This is a genomic window from Methylobacillus flagellatus KT (assembly GCF_000013705.1).
Classification (GTDB): Bacteria; Pseudomonadota; Gammaproteobacteria; order Burkholderiales; family Methylophilaceae; genus Methylobacillus; species Methylobacillus flagellatus.
The window spans coordinates 1,069,475-1,093,296 of the sequence record NC_007947.1 but is presented as its reverse complement, the minus strand read 5'-3'; the positions used below and the strand labels follow the sequence as shown (position 1 = coordinate 1,093,296).

18 protein-coding genes are annotated in these 23,822 nt (G+C 55.9%); 8 read left to right on the top strand and 10 right to left on the bottom strand.

Features of this window, described 5'->3' with window-relative positions; all coding sequences use genetic code 11:
* Nucleotide 1 precedes the first annotated feature (1 nt).
* Nucleotides 2-1,291 carry a pyridoxal phosphate-dependent aminotransferase gene (locus MFLA_RS05360; protein ID WP_011479268.1) on the bottom strand — a complete coding sequence of 430 codons (1,290 nt, stop codon included), beginning with the start codon at nucleotides 1,289-1,291 and terminating at the stop codon, nucleotides 2-4.
* 53 nt (nucleotides 1,292-1,344) lie between these two features.
* Between MFLA_RS05360 and MFLA_RS05355 the strand changes: the two genes are divergently transcribed.
* Together MFLA_RS05355 and ccoG are read left to right on the top strand one after the other, a co-directional pair.
* On the top strand, nucleotides 1,345-1,770 hold the full coding sequence (locus tag MFLA_RS05355) for an Mth938-like domain-containing protein (RefSeq protein WP_011479267.1): 426 nt from the start codon (nucleotides 1,345-1,347) through the stop codon (nucleotides 1,768-1,770).
* A 124-nt stretch (nucleotides 1,771-1,894) separates the two neighbouring features.
* The gene (gene ccoG, locus MFLA_RS05350) at nucleotides 1,895-3,280 is read left to right on the top strand and encodes a cytochrome c oxidase accessory protein CcoG (protein ID WP_011479266.1); all 1,386 of its coding nucleotides are present in this window, start codon (nucleotides 1,895-1,897) and stop codon (nucleotides 3,278-3,280) included.
* A gap of 144 nt (nucleotides 3,281-3,424) precedes the next feature.
* Here ccoG and MFLA_RS05345 read toward each other — a convergent pair whose 3' ends face one another.
* Entirely contained in the window at nucleotides 3,425-5,035 is a 1,611-nt protein-coding gene (locus MFLA_RS05345; RefSeq protein WP_011479265.1) for a metallophosphoesterase, read from the bottom strand.
* A 307-nt stretch (nucleotides 5,036-5,342) separates the two neighbouring features.
* Here MFLA_RS05345 and MFLA_RS05340 point away from each other — a divergent pair, with 307 nt between their 5' ends.
* Nucleotides 5,343-7,241 carry a sigma-54-dependent Fis family transcriptional regulator gene (locus MFLA_RS05340; protein WP_011479264.1) on the top strand — a complete coding sequence of 633 codons (1,899 nt, stop codon included), beginning with the start codon at nucleotides 5,343-5,345 and terminating at the stop codon, nucleotides 7,239-7,241.
* 53 nt (nucleotides 7,242-7,294) lie between these two features.
* Here MFLA_RS05340 and MFLA_RS05335 read toward each other — a convergent pair whose 3' ends face one another.
* Nucleotides 7,295-8,137: a ferritin-like domain-containing protein gene (locus MFLA_RS05335; RefSeq protein WP_011479263.1), complete on the bottom strand. Its 843-nt coding sequence runs from the start codon at nucleotides 8,135-8,137 to the stop codon at nucleotides 7,295-7,297.
* 129 nt (nucleotides 8,138-8,266) lie between these two features.
* On the opposite strand from MFLA_RS05335, the gene MFLA_RS05330 reads away from it, so the two are divergent.
* The 3 genes from MFLA_RS05330 to MFLA_RS05320 are packed head-to-tail and all read left to right on the top strand — an operon-like array spanning nucleotide 8,267 to nucleotide 11,681.
* Entirely contained in the window at nucleotides 8,267-9,766 is a 1,500-nt protein-coding gene (locus tag MFLA_RS05330) for a phage tail sheath family protein (RefSeq protein ID WP_011479262.1), read from the top strand.
* Nucleotides 9,763-11,400, top strand: a complete 1,638-nt coding sequence (locus tag MFLA_RS05325; protein ID WP_011479261.1) for a phage baseplate assembly protein V — start codon at nucleotides 9,763-9,765, stop codon at nucleotides 11,398-11,400. The genes MFLA_RS05330 and MFLA_RS05325 overlap by 4 nt, the downstream gene beginning before the upstream one ends.
* Nucleotides 11,401-11,411: 11 nt before the next feature.
* Nucleotides 11,412-11,681 carry a PAAR domain-containing protein gene (locus tag MFLA_RS05320; RefSeq protein ID WP_011479260.1) on the top strand — a complete coding sequence of 90 codons (270 nt, stop codon included), beginning with the start codon at nucleotides 11,412-11,414 and terminating at the stop codon, nucleotides 11,679-11,681.
* A gap of 3 nt (nucleotides 11,682-11,684) precedes the next feature.
* On the opposite strand, the gene MFLA_RS05315 is transcribed toward MFLA_RS05320, so the two are convergent.
* Nucleotides 11,685-11,927, bottom strand: coding sequence for a hypothetical protein (locus MFLA_RS05315; protein WP_229407189.1), 243 nt, complete (start codon nucleotides 11,925-11,927; stop codon nucleotides 11,685-11,687).
* A gap of 137 nt (nucleotides 11,928-12,064) precedes the next feature.
* Between MFLA_RS05315 and MFLA_RS05310 the strand changes: the two genes are divergently transcribed.
* The gene (locus MFLA_RS05310) at nucleotides 12,065-14,440 is read left to right on the top strand and encodes a phosphoketolase family protein (protein WP_011479258.1); all 2,376 of its coding nucleotides are present in this window, start codon (nucleotides 12,065-12,067) and stop codon (nucleotides 14,438-14,440) included.
* Nucleotides 14,441-14,606: 166 nt separating this feature from the next.
* Here the strand turns inward: MFLA_RS05310 and MFLA_RS05305 are convergent, their stop codons facing one another.
* The 6 genes from MFLA_RS05305 to purL form a co-directional block, all read right to left on the bottom strand.
* Nucleotides 14,607-15,473, bottom strand: a complete 867-nt coding sequence (locus tag MFLA_RS05305; RefSeq protein WP_011479257.1) for an SMP-30/gluconolactonase/LRE family protein — start codon at nucleotides 15,471-15,473, stop codon at nucleotides 14,607-14,609.
* Between the two features lie 106 nt (nucleotides 15,474-15,579).
* Nucleotides 15,580-16,767 (bottom strand): MFS transporter, encoded by a 1,188-nt coding sequence (locus MFLA_RS05300; protein ID WP_011479256.1) that lies wholly within the window; start codon nucleotides 16,765-16,767, stop codon nucleotides 15,580-15,582.
* Nucleotides 16,768-16,911: 144 nt separating this feature from the next.
* A complete protein-coding gene (locus MFLA_RS05295; RefSeq protein WP_011479255.1) occupies nucleotides 16,912-17,481 on the bottom strand; it encodes a hypothetical protein in 570 nt (189 codons plus the stop codon).
* Between the two features lie 19 nt (nucleotides 17,482-17,500).
* A complete protein-coding gene (locus tag MFLA_RS05290; RefSeq protein ID WP_229407187.1) occupies nucleotides 17,501-18,697 on the bottom strand; it encodes a PQQ-dependent sugar dehydrogenase in 1,197 nt (398 codons plus the stop codon).
* A 187-nt stretch (nucleotides 18,698-18,884) separates the two neighbouring features.
* Entirely contained in the window at nucleotides 18,885-19,364 is a 480-nt protein-coding gene (locus tag MFLA_RS05285; protein WP_011479253.1) for an ankyrin repeat domain-containing protein, read from the bottom strand.
* A 130-nt stretch (nucleotides 19,365-19,494) separates the two neighbouring features.
* Complete coding sequence (gene purL / locus MFLA_RS05280; RefSeq protein ID WP_011479252.1) at nucleotides 19,495-23,388, bottom strand: phosphoribosylformylglycinamidine synthase; 3,894 nt, start codon at nucleotides 23,386-23,388, stop codon at nucleotides 19,495-19,497.
* Between purL and MFLA_RS14450 the strand changes: the two genes are divergently transcribed.
* Complete coding sequence (locus MFLA_RS14450) at nucleotides 23,387-23,578, top strand: hypothetical protein (protein WP_195742090.1); 192 nt, start codon at nucleotides 23,387-23,389, stop codon at nucleotides 23,576-23,578. The two genes, purL and MFLA_RS14450, sit on opposite strands and share 2 nt — an antisense overlap.
* Nucleotides 23,579-23,822 lie beyond the last annotated feature (244 nt).

The following is a 23,822-nucleotide window of genomic DNA, read 5'->3' as shown; positions in this document are numbered from 1 at the left end:
GTCATGCCGACGCGCTTTGGGAGGTTGTTTGTGCCTCTTTCGAGGCTTTGCCTTCCACTATGGTGATGGTGCTGTGCTGCTTGCGGTAATTTTCCAGGAAGCGGGCAATTCGGGTAAATGCCTCGGTGAGGTCATCCACATTCGGCAGGAACACGACGCGGAAATGATCCGGCGCGCGCCAGTTGAAGCCCGTGCCCTGCACCAGCAGGACTTTCTCCTCCAGCAACAGGTCGAGGATGAATTGCTGGTCATCCTGGATGGGATATATTTTGGGATCAAGGCGCGGAAACAGGTACAGGCCAGCCTTGGGCTTGACGCAACTTACACCAGGAATATCGGTCAGCATCTTGTAGGCAAGGTCGCGCTGCTTGCATAACCGGCCGGTCGGCGCCACAAGGTCGTCTATGCTCTGGTAGCCGCCCAGCGCGGTCTGGATCGCCAACTGCCCGGGCACATTGGCGCACAGGCGCATCGAAGCCAGCATGTTCAACCCCTCGATGTAGTCTCCCGCATGCCGCTTCTCTCCCGAGATCACCAGCCAACCGGCGCGGTAACCGCAGGTACGATAATTCTTGGACAGACCGTTGAAGGTCACGAACAGCACATCATCAGCCAATGAAGCAATCGAGGTGTGCGTATTGCCGTCGAACAATACCTTGTCGTAGATTTCGTCCGCGAAAATCACCAGGCCGTGATGGCGTGCGATCTCGATGATGCCTTCCAGCGTTTCCCGCGGATACAAGGCACCCGTCGGGTTGTTCGGGTTGATAATGACGATGCCGCGCGTATTCGCCGTGATTTTGTTCTCGATATCCCGGAGGTCGGGTAGCCAGCCAGTCTGCTCGTCGCAGACATAGTGCCGCGCCGTCCCGCCCGCCAGGTTCACTGCCGCAGTCCACAACGGATAATCAGGCATCGGCACCAGTACCTGGTCACCGTTGTTGAGCAATGCCTGCATGGCCATGACGATCAGCTCGGAAACGCCATTGCCGATGATGATGTCATCGATGGTCACACCCTGGATATTCTTCTGCTGGGTGTAATGCATAATCGCCTTACGTGCGGCGAACAGACCCTTGGAATCCGTATAACCGGAAGCGGAATCCATGTTGCGAATCACGTCCTGCAGGATTTCCTCGGGCGCGGCAAAACCAAAAGGCGCAGGATTGCCGATATTGAGCTTGATGATGCGGTGCCCGTCCTCCTCCATCTGCCGCGCTCGGTCCAGCACCGGGCCACGAATGTCGTAGCATACGTTGCTGAGCTTGCTGGACTTGGAAATTTCTTGCATGGCGACCTGCAAATTCCGGTTGGGGAAAATGTGCTATCTTACATTGAGTTGACATGCAATTGAAGCATGGCGCCCCAAAAGACTTTCTTGATTATTCGACACCTCTGCTTATGAAATTGCACCTGACACAGGCTGCGGGCAGCCATTTGATCACTGGTTACGGCGACGGCTGGGTTGAAATCAACCATCAGCGCCACGAACACAGCCTGATCGTATTGCCAGGCAGCCTGCTGCCTGCCTGGCCGGTTGAAGACTTCGACCAATTACAGCCAACCCATTTCCAGGCATTGCTGGCACTCAAGCCTGAGCTGATCCTGCTCGGCACGGGCAGCAGGCACCGCTTTCTGCATCCATCCATTGGCCGCGACCTCGTCGTAGCCGGCATCAGCATGGAATGCATGACCACAGAAGCAGCCTGCCGCACCTACAATATCCTGATGGCGGAAAGCCGTCAGGTGGCCGCAGCTTTGATTATTTGACCCAATGCAGGAACTGCAGCCCGCTCCGGCAATCTGACACTATAAATTCATTACCATCTGAATCTGTTATAGGACTACCTGCTTCTTCACAATTTTGCATAGCATCGTTCATTCAGGAATTGTCATGCAAGCAGAAGCTACCATTTCCCGCCCCGCCGCCTCGCGAAAAGTCATTCCCATCGTGCCTTATTCGGTCAAGGGGCGTTACCGCACCCTGAAATCCATCATCCTCAATATCGCTTTTGCTGTCTATTTCCTGCTGCCCTGGCTGCCATGGCCCAACCAGGTTGGCCAAGCATTACTTTTCGATATCGGGAACAGGCGCTTCCATATCTTCAACCTCATCCTCTACCCTCAGGACTTGATGGTGCTCGTGGGCATCCTCGTGGTAGCCGCCAGCCTGCTGTTTGTTTCCGCCGCCATGTTCGGGCGGGTATTCTGCGGATTTTTCTGTTTCCAGACCCTATGGACGGATGCTTTTCTCTTCATCGAAAAATGGATACAAGGCGAAGCCCCGGCCAGGAAGCGCCTGCAGCAAGCCCCCTGGAGCCCGCGAAAAGCCATCCTGCTCGGCAGCACCCATGCACTGTGGTTGATGCTGTCGTTCGCCACAGCCCTCACTTTCACCCTCTATTTTGCCGAGGCAGGGATGTTATTCAGGCAGGTATTTGCAGGAGAAGCAGCGGTGGCGGCTTATATCACCATCGCTGTCCTGACCGCCACGACCTATGTGGCCGCCGGGTTTGCACGCGAAGACGTATGCTTCGTGGCCTGCCCTTATGGCAAGTTCCAGGGAGTAATGCAGGATCCCGCCACCGTCACGGTCATTTACGACTGGGTGCGCGGCGAAGGCCGCCGTGGGCGCAAAGCACCCACCGCCGAGCTCAAGACTGTGGAAAGCCGTCGCCAGCAAGGTTTTGGCGACTGCATAGACTGCAATTACTGTGTGAATGTTTGCCCAACAGGCGTGGACATCCGCAAGGGGTTCCAGATTGGCTGCATTTCGTGCGGCTTGTGCGTGGATGCCTGCAACCAGATCATGGACCGCCTCAAGCTACCTCATGGCCTGATCCGTTTCGACCGTGATGAAAATATCCAGGAACCAGATGTCCGCATGAAACGACTGGCCAGGGCCAAACGGTTCGGCTACGTTGGCCTACTGATTGCCAGCATTGCCTTCACCTGGCACTCCATCAGCACGCTTACGCCGTTTACTGCCATCGTGCAACAACAGCGGCAGCCGCTAGTCATCCAACTTGCCGACGGCAGCCTGCGCAACCGTTACGAGCTGCGCATCACGAATAAGTCAGGCAATACGGAAACCTACTACATCAAGGCGCATGGACTTCCGGCAGGCAGCTTCAAGGGCAATAGTGAAATCACTATTCCTGAGGCAAATCCTATGCTATCCGCTTCAGTGTATCCTTGCCGCCAACACTGGCGACTAGCACTTCCAGCTTCATCCTCAGCATCACACCGCAAACGCAGCCTGACGCGGCTGAGAACGTGAACGTCAGCTATGTTGCACAATGATGCCTTCCAGCCCGGCATGTGCCACTGGTCCCACGGTCACAACCGCACAGGTTGGACAAAAAACAAGGACTGCCACAGCAGCCCTTGTTTTATCTGGCTTGAGAGCGCCGGTATTCTCCACTCAGCTGCGCCGACGTCGCGCTGCCAGTGGCACCAACAGTCCAAGTCCGCACAGCATCAGTGCCATTGCAGAAGGCTCAGGCACGGCAGCCACAGCGAACTGCCCGTTGCGGTCAATCACCGCCCATACCTGGTTGTTGACAGTATCCACGCCATACGTCCCCAGGCCATAGGTGGCATTCCAAGCACCTGAGACAAAGAACGGCGTCCCCTCTGTGTTGGCTTCCACTGCCAATACCCACTCACCATCCACCAGATACATCAGGCGCAGCAATGATTCGTCGACTGCCACATCCTCGCCATAGCTCAGGGCGAGCACGAAAGGATCGGCAACACCATCAAGCTGGTCATCCATACCACCCAGGTAGAGGATATCGCTGTGCAGGCCGTCCGTATTCGCCCGCCAGCCGAAGTTGACGATATTGCCAAGTTTCTGGGTGATGCCATCGCCGGAATCAGGCTCAGTGGTCACGGTGCGTCCATCGAGATTTTGTCCGGCCAGGATTTCTGCCTGCGTACCGATGAATCCATCGCCCGCTGCAATCGAACTGTCCAGACCAGCGTAGGACTCACCTGCGTTGATGCCATAGGAGTGGCCGTTGGTCGAGAAGGTCGTACGGTCAGCCACGGCCCACTCTGGCTCCCAAGTTTCCAGGAAATCCGATGAAGCTGGTGGAGTCGCCGAGTAATAGGTGAAGGTCACGAAGGGCCCATCGATATCGACGACGCTGTAGCCAACCTTATTGTTTTCCAGTGCGGCACCAACTTCCTCTCCAACATTGAATTCATTCTCGAACCGATAATATTTCTCGGCGTTAGAACCCGCGACGAAGTGGTGAAGCAATACGTCCTGGCCATCGACAGCAGCCGAGCGGCTGTACTGGTGGTCATGCCCGCTCAAATAGGCATCAACCCCATTGCTGCTCAATTGCGAGAGTATCTGCATCCGCAGCGGGTCATCGCCGATTACGCCTTCCCGCGCACGCCCGAAGAAAGGCTCATGGGCAAAGACGAACATATGGTCATGGCTACCTTTCTGCTGGCTGGCTGCCCAGCCAACGAGCTCGCTAGGCATTGCGCCGTAAAGGTCGAGCGAAACGAAACGCGTGTTGTTATAGGTGAACGAGTAGGATGCGCCTGGTCCAGCGGTCACGTTGGGTCCGCTCAGTTCAGGAAAGGTTGCGGACCAGACCTCGGTACCTCGGGAAGTGGAAGGACCGAGCAAAGGATCGATACCTACGGTACTGCTTTCGGCGCGGACATCATGATTGCCGCGCGTCAGATAAAGCGGAATGCCGGCATCGGTCAATGGCTTTGCGGCCTGCTTCCAAGTGTTGAACTCAGCGACGGTACCGTCCTCGGTCAGATCGCCGATGGAAATGAGCAAGTCAATGTCGTGGTGGTTGGCGAAGCGGTCAATGACTGGCTGCATCAGCCTGACGGAAACACCTCGCGGATCGCTTGCCCCCTGGGTATCAGCAAGGATGCCAAAAGACCATTGGGTAGGCGCCGCAGTGGCAGCGGATACCGCAGCCACCGGCTGCACGCCAATGGCTGCCAACAACCATGCAGCAATGGCGAATCGATTTCGAACAACGGATTTCAACTTCATCACAACTCCCCAATCAATAATGAGCAAACATGAATGCAGCGAGTTTCTTCCCCCGCCGTGACCCCTGAATGAATGCGGGACTAGTCACAACACCCAGGTAGCGCCGCCACCTGCCCGATCCCACGCCAATCCTCTGACCTCTGAGAAGATGCCGAAACCAAGACGGGGCAAGGGATTTCCCAGCACGATTGCTAGCCTTGCGCGTGCATGCCGCCACACCAGCCTCAGGAAAAGTTGTGTCATCCGTGAACAGGTGCTAAATTGCCTAACACACTAGTTCAACCCCATACAATCAGGGACTTAACCCATGCATAATCCTTATCCTGACGGGCCTCGGTTTCTGGATGCAAAAAGCCAATTCCTTGCGCATGGTGCCGTGGAAAAAGGCAGCGTTTCCAAGGAAATCGAGCGCTCCTGGCGCAGGTGTGTGGAAAACGGCATGGAAGCTGGCGCTCCAGTGCGCACCGAAATACTGACCCAACAGGAACTGCTGGAAAAGCAGGAAGCCAATCAGTTACTGCTATCGCACGCCAGGCCTGAAATGGAAAGCCTCAACGCGCAGATCAGCCATACGCGCAGCGTAATCGTGCTGACCGACGCCCAGGGCTTCATCCTGCATAGCCAAGGCAATAGCGAATTTCTTGATGATGCCCAGCGCGTGGCCCTGATTCCCGGCTCATCCTGGCAGGAAAGCCTGCGCGGCACCAATGCCATCGGCACGGCGTTGGTGGAACGTTCCCCCATGACGGTACAAGGCGCGGAACATTTCCTCGAACGCAATCATGTGTTGGCTTGCTCGGCAGTGCCCATACTGAACGCGCGCAACCAGATAATGGGCACGCTGGACGTGTCGACAGACGCCAGCATGCCGCAGCAGCATACCCTGGCACTGGTGCGCATGTCGGCGCAAATGATCGAGAACCGGCTGTTCATCGCCAGCCATGCCGGGGCGTATTCACTGCATTTTCATGCCCGGCCGGAATTCATCGGCACATTGTGGGAAGGCATTGCCATCTTCGACGATCGGCACCGACTAATGGCACTGAATCGCAGTGGCCAGTTCCAGCTCGGCATCACACATGAGAAACTGGAAGACTCGCTATTCAGCGAATTGTTTGCCTGCAGGCCGGAATCGCTGATGCAGGCGGCGCAGGGAAGTTCACTGGTAACACCGCTTTATACTACGCGGGAAGCGCGGCTTTACGCGCGCATGACGTTGCGACAAGCACCTGGCGTCCGCCAGCCTGGGGCCACCAACTCCTCGGCCAGCGAACGGCATTGCGCTGCCAGCCTGCAGATGCTGAATACCGGCGACCCGCGCGTTGCCCGCATCATCAGCCAGGTAGAGCTTGTCCTCGATCAGGACATTCCCATCCTGATCGAGGGTGAAACCGGCGTAGGCAAGGAGTTGTTCGCACGGGCCATCCACGAAGCCAGCACCCGCAGCCGGGGTCCATGGGTTGCCGTCAACTGCGCAGCCTTGCCAGAAGGCCTGATTGAATCAGAACTATTCGGTTACGAGGAAGGCGCCTTTACCGGGGCGCGCCGCAAGGGCAGCGTGGGCAAACTGGAGCAGGCCGACGGCGGTACCCTGTTCCTGGATGAAATCGGCGACATGCCGCTAGCCTTGCAAGCGCGCTTGCTGCGGGTATTGCAGGAACGCAGCGTCACGCCCCTGGGTAGCACCAAACCCAAGCCCGTCAATTTCGCGCTGTTGAGCGCCACCAACCAGAAACTGCGCGAGAAGGTCGAGCGCGGCGAATTCCGCCGCGACCTCTACTATCGCCTGAACGGCCTCACCGCCACCCTGCCTGCACTGCGGCAGCGCCAGGATTTGCCTGCACTGATCAACACCATCCTGCAGACAGAGAATGCCGCAGGCAAGACGATAGACCGGGAGGTCATGGCGTTATTCAAGTCTCACCCTTGGCCAGGCAATGTCCGCCAATTGCATAATGTGCTGCGTACGGCACTGGCACTGTCGGGAGCAAGCCCCATCTCCATGATGCACTTGACGCAGGACTTTCTCGACGACATGAAAAACGGCGTTGAGGAAGACGCGGCGCTTTCATTGAGCAAACTGACGGCGGAGGCCATCAAGGCGGCCATGCAATCGCATGCCGGCAATGTCTCTGCAGTGGCGCGGCAGCTCGGTATCAGCCGCAATACGCTGTACCGGCGGATGCGTGCAATGAATCTAATGTAGGTAGCGCTTTAGAACTGCTAGCAAAAGTGAGCCATCCTTCAATCTGTGCCTTGCTACTCCCGACGCTCGGCCATCAGCGCCAGTTCGGCTTCGCTGAAGCCGGCTGCCCGGCGTGCCGGGAAATTGAACGGGCCGCGCAGCTTGGGAGCCTGGTATTGCGCGGTAAGCCGGGCATAAGTGGAGACGGGCTCCAATCCCCGCTGCTCGCACAGCCAGCCATACCAGCGGTTGCCAATTGCTACATGACCAATTTCGTCACGCAGGAGGATATCAAGAATGGCTGCCGCCTTGAGGTCGCCAGCCTGGGCCAGCTTGGCCCGCAAAGGCGGCGAGGCATCGAGTCCACGTGCCTCCAGGGTACGCGGTACCAAAGCCATGCGCGCCAACACATCGTCGCTGGTTTTCGCTACCATCTCCCATAGGCTATCGTGCCCGGTGAAATCACCGTAACGATAGCCTAGGCTTTGTAAGTGGTCATGCAGCATGGTGAAGTGCAACGCCTCTTCTGCTGCAATCTTCAGCCAGTCCACATAATATTGTGCCGGCATGGCGGAAAAGCGCCATATAGCATCCAAAGCCAAATTGATCGCGTTAAACTCAATGTGGGATAAAGCATGAATAAGCGCGGCCCTGCCTTGCTCAGTCCTCATTGAGCGTCGCCCCAATGCTTGAGGGGCTACCAGCTCCGGTTTTTCCGGACGACCCGGAATATTGCCGGGAGCATTCAAATGCAGCTCAGGCACCAAGCTCACGCTTCCTTCATTCCAGGCTGCTTGCAGGGCTGCCACGTCTTGAGACTTGCGTACCGGGTCACATTCACAGAGCAACATCAGTGCCGCTTGCCGTAATTCTGTTTTGCTTCCCGGTAAGGGAGAGGTAAGCACTTGATGATTCATGTGCGCATTTTAGCGGCGTGCATCGTATCCATCACATAGAATTTTTCATTCAATTCACGAAATACTTAAATACTGACAACAAATTGCCGTAATATGGTTATATTTAAAATAATGATAGGGGAGCTTTACATGGGGAACTATCAACATCCTGGCATTTATGTACAGGAAATAGCTATTGCACCCAACATTGAGCCTGTTGCCGCATGCCTGCCCCTATTCATTGGCCATACAGAAAAATCCCAGGATGCCAATGGACATCCATTACCATTGGGTAAGCGCTACAGCGTTTCCTCACTTGCAGAATACGAAGAACACTTTGGCAAAGGTGCGCCAGAAACCCTACGCGTGCTATTGGACGGCAAAGGTAATATCGTCAATGCCCACAGCTACAGTCCTTTTTACCTTTATGCAGCCGTACATCAATACTTCGCCAATGGAGGTGGACAATGCGAAATTCTTTCCGTTGGCCCATATTCCCGGGCACCAGATGCTTCTGCGCTGAAAGCGGCCATTAGAGCATTACCCCTAAACGCCGCATTTACACTGGTTGCGATCCCCGATGCTGTTTCGCTAGCAGAATTACCTCAACTCCAAAGGAAACTACTGCAATATTGTGCACAACAGGATTATTGCCTAGCAATTCTGGATGTCCCCTATTGCAATGACCAGACTCGGGAGATGACGGTCAATACGTTCCGCCATGATATCGGTCAGCGAGGCCTGCAACACGGTGCAGCGTTCATGCCATGGCTGGAAACAGCTGCGGCTGGCATCTCAGGCTATGTCGACCTGGAAATCAAATATACGCCTGGCGTTGCCACAGCCTGGAATGATTTTCACAAAGCCACCAAGCTCCAATCTCACCTGCTTCATAAACAACTGGAAGCATCCCCTGCGATACGATTCAACAGGATGCTTCCTCCCAGCGGCAGCATCATGGCATTATTTGAAGCCAATGCCCGCAAGCGTAACATTTGGACAACCCCTAACCATACCCCCATCAAGGAAATCATTTCATTAAGCGCCACCATTGATAACATCATTCAAGAATCGCTGAATATTCACCCAACAGGTAAATCAATCAATGCCATTCGTCGCTTCGACAATGCTCTCTTGATGTGGGGAGGACACACATTAGCCAGCAATGACAGCGAATGGCGTTATATAGCCCATTTGCTTACCCGTGGATTTGTGCAGGCCTCTCTACGTCGATTCCTGGATCAGCAAACCTTTGAGAAAAATGATGAAGCTACATGGAGTTTGGTTGGTCACCAGTGCCAGGATTTTCTGCACACGCTTTGGCGGGAGGGTGCTTTAGTTGGAGATAAACCTGAACAAGCATTCTATGTCAGGATAGGCCTTAACCAGACCATGTCCACCCAGGATATCGCAGCGGGACGAATAATTGTGCATGTAGGCATTGCCTTGCTCAGGCCTGCCGAATTTATCATACTAAAGCTACATAAAGTCATATCAGCCCCCGACTTGAAACCAGCAATCACCAGGCCTGGAAAACCGGTAAATCGAGTCAAGATCCGGGCTAAGACAAGCCCGATCAATGTTGTCATCCGTCAGCGACAACAACCCAGTCCTCCTAGCAAACCTTTGCCATCGGAGCCGGTTTCGTGACGATATCTAGCGTCGAAGTGTTGGTTGCTGGAGAGCGATTAAGCACGCCCCATGCATTATCAATACAACATCGCTTGAATGCACTGCCTTCTGCATCTATCCAACTGGCATTCAGTTCACTCACAGAACTTGATCAAGTTGCTAAAAGACTACTTCCAGGAAATAAAGTAGACATCCACTCGAATGACACCCCACTATTTTTAGGCGTTATCGCGACACAAAAAATTCAGTACTCGGTCAAAGATACTTTACTTATCCTGAATTGCTGTCATGCAGCCACTGCATTGACCACCCTGCCTCAAAACCAAATTTTTCATGAAATGACCGATGGTGAAATCATTCACCAAATACTGGCTAGCCACGGCATCGAAGCCTACATTGACTCCTCAGGTGTACAGCATGAGTATTTAATTCAGCACAACACGAGTGACTGGAATTTTGTCTTGCAACGCCTTCAGGAAACGGGCTTGGTCGCCTGTTGTAACGGTAATACCGTCACAGTCACCTCTCCAGAATTAGGGACGGCAAATGGGTTTCCGCTACCACATGAAAACATCATCAACCTAGAGATTGATATAGACACCTACCATCAGGTAGATGCTTTGGAACTCCAGGCATGGTGTTACAGCAATCAGGCGCTGGAGACTGTTGAAGCAAAAAATATTGATTTTCCAGTCAATGCGCATCTTTCAGCCTTTGCACTGTTGGGCAAAGATCATCCAGTCACAAAGGTACAGCGAATTAGCGGGGAATATACCCTACCTCAACTCCAAATCATGGCAGATGCCCTACTCGCATACTCCAGATTAAGTCTGGTGCAAGGCACGATTACGGCACAATCCTTACATGTCGCCTATCCAGGACAAACATTACTACTGTCAGACATCAGTCACCATTTATCTGGATACTATTACATTAGTGGGATCACTTATGAACTTGCTCCAGGAGCAGCACCAGTCACCCACTTCCAGATTGGATTGCCGCGAAAGATATGCGCTGAGCCAACCAATAGCAAACAACTCCCCACCATGCTAACGGGTATCGTGCAAGAAGTCAGTGATGATCCAGCTGTCAACGAAAGAATCAAAGTCACCTGCCCCTTGATTGATCCCACAGGCCAGGGTGTGTGGGCGCGACTGGCTACATTACAAGCAGGTGAATTCTCCGGCACGATCTTCACGCCCTCCATAGGCGATGAGGTGATATTAGGCCTGAATGGTAGCGACTTGAATAATATCGTGGTGATTGGGGCAGTTCATAGCCCAGCCATGCCAAGACCATGGGCCAATCCAAGCCAGTATGGTTACAAAAGCCCCAACGGGTTATTGCTATCGCTGGATGACGCAGGACAGGAAATACAAATATCCACCCAGAACGGTCCATTGTTAAAACTGAGCAAGGATGAAAAAGAAAGTCTCGTGCTTGAAGATCAACACAACAATTCCATCCATTTCAGCCAAGCCGGAATACATTTGCAAAGCCGTTGTTTGTCCCTGGAAGGCAACGATATCAAGATGAATGGACAAAATATTGAAATAAAGGCTGGATCCCTCAAACTGAACAGTGAAGCCACTGCCGAAATTAGCGCTACCAGCATATTGGCCCTCAAGGGAAGTATGATCCACATCAACTAAGGAAGGCCCCCATGAAACCTGCTGCCCGAATGGGGGATATGCTGATGCATATTCTCCTGCCTACTCAGCCCATTAAGCCAATCAATACTGGCATCGCCACCGTGCTGATTGGTGGCAAACCAGGGGCTTGCAGGGGTCATGGCAACGGGATAGACATCATAGTCCAAGGATCATCGACTGTTTTCATCAATGGCCTGCCTGCAGCACGCGTTGGAGATATGACAGGAACAGGTGGAATCGTCATGGGTCCAGGGGCAGTCAATGTCCTGATTGGCGGATAAGGCCTACTCTCCCTCTTGTTGCAACAAAATGGCCAGTCTTGCCTGCAACACCATATTTTCCAGCACTAGGCGGGTGACAGTGGCCGCCATGACCATCTCCCCGTCCTCCGCAGAATTGCCGGCCCGGAGTTGCTGCATGATCTCTACCACATTGAGGCAGGCGAGCCGCCGCAGATCATCCACGTCAAAAGGCAATCCAGAAAAATCGATGGGATCCTCGCGCTCTACTTCCAGCAATAACTGCATCAAAGTCTGTGCATTCATGTCCTAGAGTATAGGACCAGCCTGCCCAAGTCGCCAACGATGAAACTTCATTGTTTCAAGGTTGCCATACCCCTCCCTGCTGTTATGATGGAATCACGCCCCTCCCAAGGAGAATGTCAATGCAATCCCAAGCCGCGGACCATGTCCTGAATGCTCAACAATTGGCGCAATTGCATGCCTACTGGCGCGCCGCCAATTATCTCTCGGTCGGCCAGATCTACCTCTATGCCAACCCGTTGCTCAAGACGCCTTTGCTGCCAGAGCATATCAAGCCGCGCTTGCTGGGCCACTGGGGAACGACACCGGGGCTTAATTTCGTCTATGTCCACGCCAACCGGGTCATTCGCGAGCACGACCTCAACATGATCTACATTACCGGCCCGGGGCATGGCGGTCCGGCCGTCGTCGCCAATACCTACCTGGAAGGCAGTTATACCGAGCTTTACCCGGAAATCACCGAGGACGAGACCGGCATGCTCAAGCTGTTCAAGCAGTTCTCCTTCCCTGGCGGCATCCCCAGCCATGCCTCGGCGCAGACACCGGGGTCGATCAACGAGGGAGGCGAACTGGGCTATTGCCTGCTGCATGCGTTCGGCGCAGTGTTCGACAACCCGGACCTGATCGCCTGCTGCGTAGTCGGCGACGGCGAGGCGGAAACCGGCCCGCTGGCCACCTCCTGGCACGGCAACAAATTCCTCAATCCCAAGACCGACGGCGTGGTATTGCCTATCCTGCACCTCAACGGCTACAAGATCGCCAACCCCACCATCCTGTCGCGCATTGGCGATGAAGAGCTGCAGAAACTGTTCGAAGGCTACGGCTACACGCCCTATTTCGTCGAAGGCAGCGACCCTGACTTCATGCATCAGCGCATGGCCAGCGTCATGGACCAGGTCATCGGGGAAATACAACGGATCAAGCGCGAAGCCAGCCTGAAACGCGAAGTCAGCCGTCCGCGCTGGCCCATGATCATCCTGCGTTCGCCGAAGGGCTGGACCGGACCTGCGGAAGTGGACGGCAAACCGAACACTGGCACCTTTCACGCGCACCAAGTGCCGTTCGGTGAGTTAGACAAGCCGGAGCACATCAAGCTGTTGCAGGACTGGATGCAATCCTACGCGCCGCACGAACTGTTCGACGATACAGGCAGGCTCAAGGAAGAGCTGCGCGCGCTTGCCCCCAAGGGCGAACGGCGCATGGGCGCCAACCCGCACGCCAATGGCGGCCTGCTGCTCAAGCCTCTGGCACTGCCGGATTTCCGCAAGTTTGCCTATGCCGTGACCCAGCCGGGCGAACGCCAGACCAGCACCACGGGCGAGCTCGGCAAGTATCTGGCCGAAGTTTGGCGGCTCAATCCGAACAACTTCCGCGTATTCAGCCCGGATGAAAATAACTCCAATCGCCTGCAGGCATTGTTCGAGGTCACCAATCGGCAATGGATGGCCGAACGTCTGGAAAGCGACGAGCATCTTGCAGCGCATGGCGGCGTGATGGAAATACTCTCAGAACATAGCTGCGAAGGCTGGCTGGAAGGTTACCTGCTCACTGGCCGCCATGGATTCTTTTCCTGCTACGAGGCATTTATCCATATCATCGACTCCATGTTCAACCAGCATGCCAAGTGGCTCAAGGAATGTCGCCACATTCCCTGGCGCAAACCGATTGCCTCGCTCAACATCCTGCTGAGCTCGCATGTCTGGCGCCAGGACCATAATGGCTTCTCGCATCAGGATCCCGGCTTCATCGACCATGTCGCCAACAAAAAGCCGGACATCATCCGCATCTACCTGCCTGCCGACGCCAATACCCTGATCGCAATCACCGATCATTGCCTGCAAAGCCGCAACCTCATCAATGTCATCGTTGCAGGCAAGCAACCGCAAGGGCAATGGCTGGACATGCCCGCCGCGATTGAACATGCGCGCCGTGGCGCCAGTATTTGGCACTGGGCCGGCAACTGCGCAGCAGACGAGGAACCCGACTTGGTCATCGCCAGCGCGGGCGATGTGCCGGTCATGGAGTCGCTTGCCGCCGTCATGCTGTTGCGCGAGCATCTGCCCGCGCTCAAGATACGCTACGTCAACGTGGTCGACCTCATGACCCTAGTTCCTCACGACGTGCATCCACACGGCCTCACCGACGATGCCTTCGACGAACTGTTCACCCGGGATAAACCAGTGATCTTCGCTTTCCATGGCTATCCTGGGCTGATCCACCGCCTGGCCTACAAGCGGCACAATCATGCCAACTTCCATGTGCACGGCTTCCTGGAAGAAGGCACGACCACTACGCCTTTCGACATGACGGTGCTGAACAGGCTGGATCGCTACAATCTGGTCAAGAATACCTTGCGCTGGCTACCGCATATCGACAATGCTCCGGTTCTGGATGCGCTCATGGACGAAAAGCTCGCGCAACACAAGCAATACATCTGGCAGCATGGCGAGGACATGCCGGAAATCCGGGATTGGAAATGGCAGCCTGCAGATCATTGATGGTTCTGGAAGGGACGATTCAGTGCAATAGGCACAATACGCCTATTCAAGGTCAGGTTGGCGGTTATTGATACTGCCAGCCCGGTTTCGCTCTTGCACCGCCAAACGATCACGTGCTGATCAAGCGACTTTAACCAAACCAGCGGAATTCCATGGCTGTGTCCTCTCAATGCAAATGCAGCCAAGTGACTGTGCCTGCCTTCATATCCGGGACCAGCAATATCTTGCCGTCAGGCGTCACGCCGATATCGGCTGCACTCTGGAATCCCTCATGCTCCAGCGCGACTTCATCTTCCATATTGAGGCTGAACACCTTGCCACCCACGTAATCGCTGACATAAAGCTTGCGGTTCGCTCCCATCGCCACACCGTCACTGCTGCCCAGCCCCGTTGCAAGCTCGATCAGGTGGCGGTTGAGCAAGTCGAGCTTGTATAACACGCCGCGCGCAAAATCGGCAAAGATCAATACCTCGCCCGTATCATCCATCCATAACCCGTTGGGCGCCTTGATCCTGTCATCCATTTGATGGCTGATCACGGTCTCGACCTTGTTGGTGGCAAGAATAACCCGGTATATCGCGCCGCTGGTGCCGCCCTGGTTGGCGATATCGCCACTGTCACTCACATAGAGATACTTCCCCTCGTAATCAGGCTCCAGGTCATTGAGGAAACGGGGGGAGACAGGGAACGCGCTTTTATCGACCAGAACCTCCCATTGTCCATCCCCATCCACTTTGAGTATCCGGTCCTTGTCAGTGACATACAGATCCCTTCCGATCAGGGCCAGCCCCTTGGGGTCGTTCATGCCGCTCGCCAATACGCGGCGCTGGCCATCCGGCTCGATCACGCTGATCTGTCCGTCGCCGTCCTGGTCGAATTCGCCGATCTCGGAAACAAATACCCTGCCTGCCCTGTCTGCGAGCACGGACTCCGGGTTGTTGAAGCCTTGCACCACCTTCAACTCGTGCCCTGAGGCCGTTGCGGAAAGCATCAATGCACTGCCCAGCCAGACAGCCACCACGGTTTTAACCATTTATCCCTCCTGCACTTATCCGTATGATCGGCCGATCATCGCGACCTGACCGTATCGAGGATTATGCGGTTGAACACAGGCTAACTCAACCTCACAAGGCGGAAAGCTATCCTCCGGGTTGATGGGGCCTCAACAATGGGGTAAGCAGCAGCATGACCATGGCCACCAGCACCAACAACCAGCTCGACATATGGAAGTTCTGCGTCAAATCCCGCAGGAATCCCACGGACAATGGCCCGGCAGCCGCAATCAGGTACCCTACCGTCAGCACAAAAGCATTCCAGGCGTTAGCCTCATCCACGCTATGCGTATTATCCAAAGGCAGTGTCATGCCCAGGGTGAATGCTCCCCCCAGGCCGAACGCACAAATGGCAATGCTGATGAATGGCGCCCAGGTGGGCACCATCGCAATCAATAGCAAGCCAATAACGGCTAGCGCAGCACAGGCCGCAAGCAGGCCACGTCTATCCGTGGATTTGCTGATGGCGCCCAGGATAGGATTGGATATCATGAATACCGTGGTAAAGGTCGCGAGAATGAAGCCTGCAACAGCAGGCGAGCTGCCATGTTCTATATACATGGGAGCCGTCCATGACAGCACGGCATAGAACAAAAAATTGTCGGCGGCAAAAAACAGGGCCACCAGCCAGGCGGTGCGATTACCCCACGGCAACCGCACCGGGTGGCTCGCCGCATGCGCGCGCCCGCGCTCTAGTCTCGCGATCCCCAGCCAGCAAAGCAGGCCAATGGCGGCGCACAGGCTCCACATCCCGGCTCCCATGCGCCACCCGGCAGCGGAGTGCATGGCCACAGGGCCAGAGACCGCAGCAGATAAGGTGCTGCCGAAAGAGAGTGCTGTCGCGTAGATACCCATGACCATCGCCGCCTTGTGCGGGAAATTTCCCTTGATGTAGCCTGCGATCAGCGCACCGGCTACCGCAATGCCGGCCCCCACCCCGGCGGTGCTCAGCAGCAACATGTCCACACTTCGGGAGAACGCGCGCGCCGCGATCGCCACGCACAGCAATAGCAAGGCCAGCAACAGAACGGGGTCACGCCCATATCGCCGCGCCAGCCACGGTGTAGGCAGGGCAAGCAAGCCCATCAGCAGGTCGGGAATGGTAGTCAGCAGTGAAGCCGTGCTGTGGGAAAGCTGAAACTCATCAATGATGGCAGGCAGCAAAGGGCCGATGGAAACAATGCCGGGACGCAAGGCAACGGCAACCAGAATGATCGCCACAATTGCAAATCCGACAGGCACCTGGGAAGCGGCCCTGGCAGAATGCTGCGGCATGGCAGCAGTTTAAACGGATGTGGTCATGCAATGCTTGCCTCCCTACTCGGTCAGGATGAGAGGCAATATAGCCTGGCGCCACCGCACGACGCCATACGTTATCTTGCGTAGCGCGAGCGAAGCGCTACGCAAGGATCAGGTGTTCTATGGCTTTTTCAGGCCTGGCAATATCGCAATCATGGCACAGGGTGTATACGATTCGCTATCTGGCAGCCCTTCATCAATCAGCCGCGTGATGACAGGATCGGCCTTTATCTTGTCTGCCACCTGCTGGATTGCGAGATCATATGTTGCCTGCACCGTATTGGCTGGCAGGATGTCCAGGTCGCCGCTCAGGCGCGATTCACCAGTATAGCTCGCGATGGCCCTGCCGCTCCCGGTATAAATGGTGGCATTGATGGTGCCGTAGAAATTGCGCATATGGGGGTTGTAAAACATCTTGGGCCTGACCCAGAGCAATACATTGGCCGTAACCCCTGCCTCACACATGACAGTGTCGCCGAGCCTGGCGCTGAGCGTCTTGGTCAACACCGGCTCTATCAAGGGACCCTGCGCGAACCAGTAATCCTTCATGAAGTGCCAGAGTTTGATCTCGTTGGTGTATTCATACGGACTGATGTAAACCGCCACCTTGCTGGCAGGCTGCGGCCCTTCGGCATGAGCCAGGCATGAAGCGAACAATAAGGCTACCAATCCGATCACGCGCTTTTTCATTGCATTGCTCCTTACAAGGTTATTTATTGTTGTAGGTAATACGATAAACCAAACCGGCCCGGTCATCTGATACGTACAGTGCGCCATCAGGCCCGGCAATCACATCCACAGGACGCCCCCAGGCGCTGTTCTTGGTTTGCCAACCAGTGACGAAATCTTCCACGGCCACCGGCTGATTGTTCTGGAAGCGAATGCGTACCAGCTTGTAGCCATATGGCTGGACACGATTCCATGAGCCATGCAGGGCTACGATTGCACCCTGCTTATACTCGTCAGGAAAATCCGTCTTATCGAGAAAGGTGATGCCTATAGGCGTGGAATGCGCGCGCAAGGTAATTGCGGGCGGCTGCATATTGTCACAGAAACCGGGCTTGCCCGGGAAGTTGGGATCCGTCACCCGGTTACCCCAGCAATGCGGCCAGCCATAGTGCTTGCCAGGCTCAATCTTGTTGATATGCTCGGGCGGCAATTCGTCATCCATGGCACCCCCCTTGGTTCCTGAACGCATGTCCGCGCCGTTATTAGTCGCATAGAGGTCGCCCGTAGCAGGGTGCCAGGCCAGCCCCTGGGAATTCCGCAGCCCGCTCGCCCAGACCGCGCTCCTGGCACCACTGACGCTGCCGTCAGGAGCACCTGCCGGCCGGCCATCCAGGGTGTAGCGCAGGATGGTGGCACGCAAGGGATCTTTTTCGACACATACGTTGCAGCTGGAGCCCACGTTCAGGTAAAGATGACCGTCCGGCCCAAGCTTGACGGTTTTGAGGGTATGCCCGCCAGAGGGAAGATTGCTGATCAGGGGCACCTGCCTGGCAGCCGAGCGCTTTCCATCCTGCGCCAACTCGATGCGGACCACGCCATCCTGGTTTGCCACCAGCATACTGCCGTTGGCGAAGACCAGGCTGTTGGGGGCATTCAGCCCTTCCACGACAGGAACGACATCGTCGGCCACGCCATCGTGATCGCGGTCCGGCAGCATATAGACGGTGTTGTCCACGCTACTGGCAAGATACAGATTGCCGTCCGGACCGAACGCCATGAAGCGCGGTCCACGGAAATAATCGCCCTTGGTCGGATTGAGCTTGGCAAACGTGTTGATATGGAAGCCCGGCGGCAATGTCAGGCTACGGGCAATGTCATCCGGTGTCTTGCTCACTGCCGCGACGGTAGTACATGCCACCAGCGCGGCGCTGGCGGCCAGGATAGTCATTGCACGCATCGGCGTTTTCCTCATGGCGTTCCCTATACTAGGCGCAAGTTTGATATTCACAGATTACGAGCCTGGGATCAGACTTAGGTTCCCGGAAGCCGATGAAAAATGCCGGTACGAAACCGGCATCCATTTTCCGGCAAGCCTGAAGGGCTATGCCTTGTCCTCTCCATGACACAACGAGGAGATTGTCAAATCAATAGCATTTCTTCTCCTGGCAGCCATCATCTTTGGCACCTGCAGCAATCAGGAAATCTACCATGTCGGTTCGGCCCTCATCCCGCAAGGCACGCAGGATGGAAACATTGCCGCGCAGCTTGGCGTTCACGTCTGCACCATGGTCTATGAGGTATTTGACCACATCCTTATTGCCTTGATAAGCAGCCAGGTGCAAGGCTGTCATCTTGGTAATCGGGTGCTTGTAGTTGACATCGGCACCATTCTCGACGAAGAACTTCACCATCTCCAGCTGGCCCTTGTTAGCGGCGATTTCAAGACCGCTCCAGGCAAAAAACAGTTCATCAACCTTGTAAGGATTGTTGAAATACTGTTTCACAACCTTTAGGTCGCCCTTGCCAATGGCATCGGTATATTCTACGTGAGGATCCTCGGCATGAGCCATGACCGCCCAGCCCAGCACCAACGTTGCCAACATCACTTTCAACATCTTCTTCATGCGACTTCTCCATTCCATAGTAATCATCATTTGATTTTAAGTGTGCTTATGATTGTCTAGGCTGCAGGGTACGGAAATTCGCACCGCATGCTGACATGCCTAACGCACATCTAATACTCGTTGTTGACCGCTAGCCAATGAACTTCCTGGCATTGCGGAACATCCGAATCCACGGCCCATCCTCACCCCAACCATCGGGATGCCAGGAGTGCTGCACGGTGCGGAAAACCCGTTCAGGATGAGGCATCATAATACTGAAACGGCCATCAGCGGTAGTCAGGCCGGTAATTCCCTGAGGCGAGCCATTCGGGTTAAATGGATATACTTCGGTCGGAAGCCCGCTATTATCGACATAGCGCAGCGTCACCAATCGCGCATCTTGTGCGCGTTGCTGCGCTGCTGCATCGGCAAATTCGGCATACCCTTCGCCATGCGCCACGGCGATCGGCATCCGGCTGCCAGCCATACCGTTGAAGAACAGCGATGGCGAGTCCAGCACTTCCACCATGGCGACACGTGCTTCGAACTGCTCGGAACGGTTACGCACAAAATGCGGCCAGTGCCCGGCACCGGGAATAATGCTGTGCAGGTTGCTCATCATCTGGCAACCGTTGCAGACGCCCAGCGCGAACGAATCCGTCCGGTTGAAGAATGCGGTAAACTCGTCGCGCGCACGCGGATTGAACAAGATGGACTTGGCCCAGCCCTCACCGGCACCGAGCACGTCTCCGTAGGAAAAGCCGCCACAGGCAACGAAGCCGGCGAAATCCTTGAGGCTGACACGCCCGCTGATAATGTCGCTCATGTGCACATCGAAAGCATTGAAGCCAGCGCGATCGAATGCCGCCGCCATCTCCACCTGCCCATTGACGCCCTGTTCGCGCAGGATCGCCATCTTGGGGCGCGCGCCCGAAGCGATATAAGGTGCGGCAATATTCTCGTTGATGTCGAAGGTGAGCTTGGCATGCAGGCCGGCATCGCGCTCGTCCAACAAGCGGTCATATTCCTGCTGCGCGCATACTGGATTGTCGCGGAGCTTCTGCATCTGGTAGGTAGTTTCCGACCAGGCACGGTGCAATGCCACGCGGCTTTCGGCAAACACCAGCTTAGTGCCTTGCCGGATCACAATATCGCCATGGCTGGCAGGCGCGCCGATCACATGGACCTTACCGCGCAGGGTTGTCTCCAGCTCGGCGGTAATGGCGTCCAGGTCGGCAGCACGCACCTGCAATACGGCACCCAGTTCTTCGTTATAGAGCACTGCCACGGCATCCTCGCCAAGGCTGGCAATGTCGAGCTCCAGGCCGGTACGTCCGGCAAAGGCCATTTCCACCACAGTGGCAAACAAGCCGCCATCGGATCGGTCATGATAGGCCAAGAGGCGGCCTTCACGGTTAAGCTTCTGTACGGCATTGAAAAAATGCTTGAGGCTGTCCGCATCCTCGACATCCGGTGCCACATTGCCGACACTGCCATAGACCTGCGCAAGGGCAGAGCCACCCAGGCGATTCCTGCCCGCACCCAGGTCGATCAGGAGCAGGCGGGTATCGCCCAAGTCAGTGCGCAGCTGCGGCGTCAAGGTCTTACGCGCATCGGCCGTTGGGGCAAAGGCAGTGACCACCAGCGATATAGGCGCAGTCACCGCCTTCTTTTCATTGCGCTCTTCCCACACGGTCTTCATGGACATGGAATCCTTGCCGACCGGAATGCTGATGCCCAGTTGCGGACACAACTCCATACCCACGGCCTTGACGGTATCGAACAAGGCAGCATCTTCACCCGGGTGGCCGGCAGGCGCCATCCAGTTGGCGGAAAGCTTGAGGTCTGCAATATCCTCGATCAGGCTGGCAGCGATATTGGTAATCGCCTCGCCAATCGCCATGCGGCCCGAAGCAGGTGCGTCAATCAGCGCCAGGGGCGCTTTTTCACCGATGGCGAAGGCCTCGCCGCGATAAGTCTCGAAACCATCCAGTGTCACTGCGACATCAGCCACTGGCACTTGCCAGGGACCGACCATCTGGTCGCGCGCGATCATGCCGGTCACAGAGCGGTCACCAATGGTGATCAGGAAAGTCTTGTCCGCCACGCCAGGCAGGCGCAGCACACGCTGGGCAGCTTCCTTCAAGTCGATGCGGGAATGATCGAAGGCTGGCAGCTCACGCGCCACATGCTGGACGTCCCGCGTCATTTTGGGCGGCTTGCCCAGCAACACGGACAAATCCATGTCCACCGGGGTATTGCCGAAATGACGATCGGACACGACCAGGCGCTTCTCCTCGGTCGCCTCGCCTACCACGGCAAATGGGCAGCGCTCGCGTTCGCAGATTTCCGCAAACAATGGCAAATCCTCCTTGCGTACCGCCATCACGTAGCGCTCCTGCGCCTCATTGCTCCATATTTCGCGCGGCGACATGCCGGGCTCCTCGTTGTGCACATCGCGCAACTGGAACCTCGCGCCCACGCCGGCATCGTTCACCAGCTCAGGGAAGGCATTGGAAATGCCGCCGGCGCCGACGTCGTGTATGCTCAGGATCGGGTTCTTGTCGCCCAACTGCCAGCAACGGTCAATGACCTCCTGCGCACGGCGCTCCAGCTCGGGGTTGCCGCGCTGCACGGAATCGAAATCCAGGTTCTCGGTATTAGCCCCGGTATCCATGCTTGATGCCGCACCGCCCCCCAGGCCGATCAGCATCGCGGGGCCACCTAGTTGGATCAGCGCCGCCCCCGGGGGAATCGGGTTCTTCTTCGCATGCCTGGCAGAGATATTGCCCACACCGCCCGCAAGCATGATGGGCTTGTGATAGCCGCGAATTTCTCCTGCGGACTCAATTTCCAGGGTGCGGAAATAACCTGCGATATTCGGACGGCCGAACTCATTGTTGTAGGCCGCCCCGCCCAACGGGCCGTCCACCATGATCTGCAATGCCGAAGCGATGCGGTCGGGCTTGCCATTGTTATGCTCCCAGGGCTGCTTGAAGCCGGGGATATGCAGATTGGACACCGAGAAACCGGTCAGGCCGGCCTTGGGCTTGGAGCCGGATCCGGTCGCACCCTCGTCGCGTATTTCTCCGCCCGCACCGGTCGCGGCACCCGCAAATGGCGAGATCGCGGTCGGGTGGTTATGGGTTTCCACTTTCATGAGGAAATGCATATCCTCTTCCACAAAGCCGTATTGGCCATCCGCCAGCGGATAGAAGCGCTTGGTCTTGCCACCCTCGACGATGGATGCATTGTCGGCATAGGCCACTACCGTCTTGCCAGGGTTGAGCTTGTGTGTATTGCGAATCATGCCGAACAGAGACTGTGCCTGTGCCACACCGTCGATCACCCAGTCTGCATTGAAAATCTTATGCCTACAGTGCTCGGAATTGGCCTGTGCAAACATCATCAGTTCCACATCGGTCGGGTTGCGGCCCATGCGTTGGAAATTCTCTATCAGGTAATCCACCTCATCCGGGGAAAGCGCCAGGCCCATCTCGGCATTCGCGGCCTCCAGCGCGGCCTTGCCGCCGGAGAGGATATCCACAGTGGATAAGGGCGCGGGCTCTGCCGTGTGATACAGCTTTTGCGCATCTGTCAGGGAGGCAAACACCGCCTCTGTCATGCGGTCATGAATCAAAGGTCGCAATGCAGCTTTTTCCGCATCCGTGAGCGGGCTGCCATCGGCAGTGGCAGCGTAAAACGCAATGCCGCGTTCCAGGCGCTGGATGGCCTCGATGCCGCAATGGCGCGCAATATCCGTGGCGCGTGAGGACCAGGGAGAAATCGTCCCGGGGCGCGGAATCACCAGGAACAGCTCGCCCGCCGGCGCCTCTTCGCTCATGCGCGGTCCATAGGTCAGGATCTGCTTCAACACCTCCTGCTGCGCCTCGCTCAGTGGCTGGTCAGACCAGGCGAAATGCCAGAATTCTGCGTACAAATGCGTGATGCGCGGCGCTGAACCTTTCAGCGCAGCCAGGATTTTCTCGATACGGAACGGAGATAAAGCGGCACTGCCACGAAGACTGATCATTGGGCTGGACATGAAGAAATTCGAAGTGATGGCAAAAGCGGGATTTTACCAGATTATGCACCCCCTTAGCGCTTTGACGGCCAAGGATAAGCGGCTTTCCGCTGCCGCCCGCGACAGCATGCCTACCCGCTCAAACTGCTGGACAGGTACCCCGCTTGCCAAAGCTTGGCTGAACCGTCAATGCCATGCACAATCAGCTTGATCACTGCCAACCGGCCATCCATGCGCGTTCGCCGTCAGCCCCCCACACCTGCAGTGGGCTCGACATCTATGAAGAAAAGCAAACCCGTCAGCAATGTTGACTGGAAGATACCGCGTCTTTGCGCAAATTGAGTGCCTATATGTACTCTTTTTTCATGAAATACCTATGTCCATAGGGCGGCAGAATGTTTCCAGCACAGAAGACAGATAATGCCGATGGCCTTGACAAGGACTGCCTGGCAAGG

Excerpts from the sequence above, each read along its gene's own strand:
- MFLA_RS05360 (WP_011479268.1), bottom strand. The coding sequence starts at position 1,291 with ATGCAAGAAATTTCCAAGTCCAGCAAGCTCAGCAACGTATGCTACGAC.
- MFLA_RS05355 (WP_011479267.1), top strand. The coding sequence starts at position 1,345 with ATGCAATTGAAGCATGGCGCCCCAAAAGACTTTCTTGATTATTCGACA.
- ccoG (WP_011479266.1), top strand. The coding sequence starts at position 1,895 with ATGCAAGCAGAAGCTACCATTTCCCGCCCCGCCGCCTCGCGAAAAGTC.
- MFLA_RS05345 (WP_011479265.1), bottom strand. The coding sequence starts at position 5,035 with ATGAAGTTGAAATCCGTTGTTCGAAATCGATTCGCCATTGCTGCATGG.
- MFLA_RS05340 (WP_011479264.1), top strand. The coding sequence starts at position 5,343 with ATGCATAATCCTTATCCTGACGGGCCTCGGTTTCTGGATGCAAAAAGC.
- MFLA_RS05335 (WP_011479263.1), bottom strand. The coding sequence starts at position 8,137 with ATGAATCATCAAGTGCTTACCTCTCCCTTACCGGGAAGCAAAACAGAA.
- MFLA_RS05330 (WP_011479262.1), top strand. The coding sequence starts at position 8,267 with ATGGGGAACTATCAACATCCTGGCATTTATGTACAGGAAATAGCTATT.
- MFLA_RS05320 (WP_011479260.1), top strand. The coding sequence starts at position 11,412 with ATGAAACCTGCTGCCCGAATGGGGGATATGCTGATGCATATTCTCCTG.
- MFLA_RS05315 (WP_229407189.1), bottom strand. The coding sequence starts at position 11,927 with ATGCAGTTATTGCTGGAAGTAGAGCGCGAGGATCCCATCGATTTTTCT.
- MFLA_RS05310 (WP_011479258.1), top strand. The coding sequence starts at position 12,065 with ATGCAATCCCAAGCCGCGGACCATGTCCTGAATGCTCAACAATTGGCG.
- MFLA_RS05305 (WP_011479257.1), bottom strand. The coding sequence starts at position 15,473 with ATGGTTAAAACCGTGGTGGCTGTCTGGCTGGGCAGTGCATTGATGCTT.
- MFLA_RS05300 (WP_011479256.1), bottom strand. The coding sequence starts at position 16,767 with ATGCCGCAGCATTCTGCCAGGGCCGCTTCCCAGGTGCCTGTCGGATTT.
- MFLA_RS05295 (WP_011479255.1), bottom strand. The coding sequence starts at position 17,481 with ATGAAAAAGCGCGTGATCGGATTGGTAGCCTTATTGTTCGCTTCATGC.
- MFLA_RS05290 (WP_229407187.1), bottom strand. The coding sequence starts at position 18,697 with ATGCGTGCAATGACTATCCTGGCCGCCAGCGCCGCGCTGGTGGCATGT.
- MFLA_RS05285 (WP_011479253.1), bottom strand. The coding sequence starts at position 19,364 with ATGAAGAAGATGTTGAAAGTGATGTTGGCAACGTTGGTGCTGGGCTGG.
- MFLA_RS14450 (WP_195742090.1), top strand. The coding sequence starts at position 23,387 with ATGAAGAAATTCGAAGTGATGGCAAAAGCGGGATTTTACCAGATTATG.
- purL (WP_011479252.1), bottom strand. The coding sequence starts at position 23,388 with ATGTCCAGCCCAATGATCAGTCTTCGTGGCAGTGCCGCTTTATCTCCG.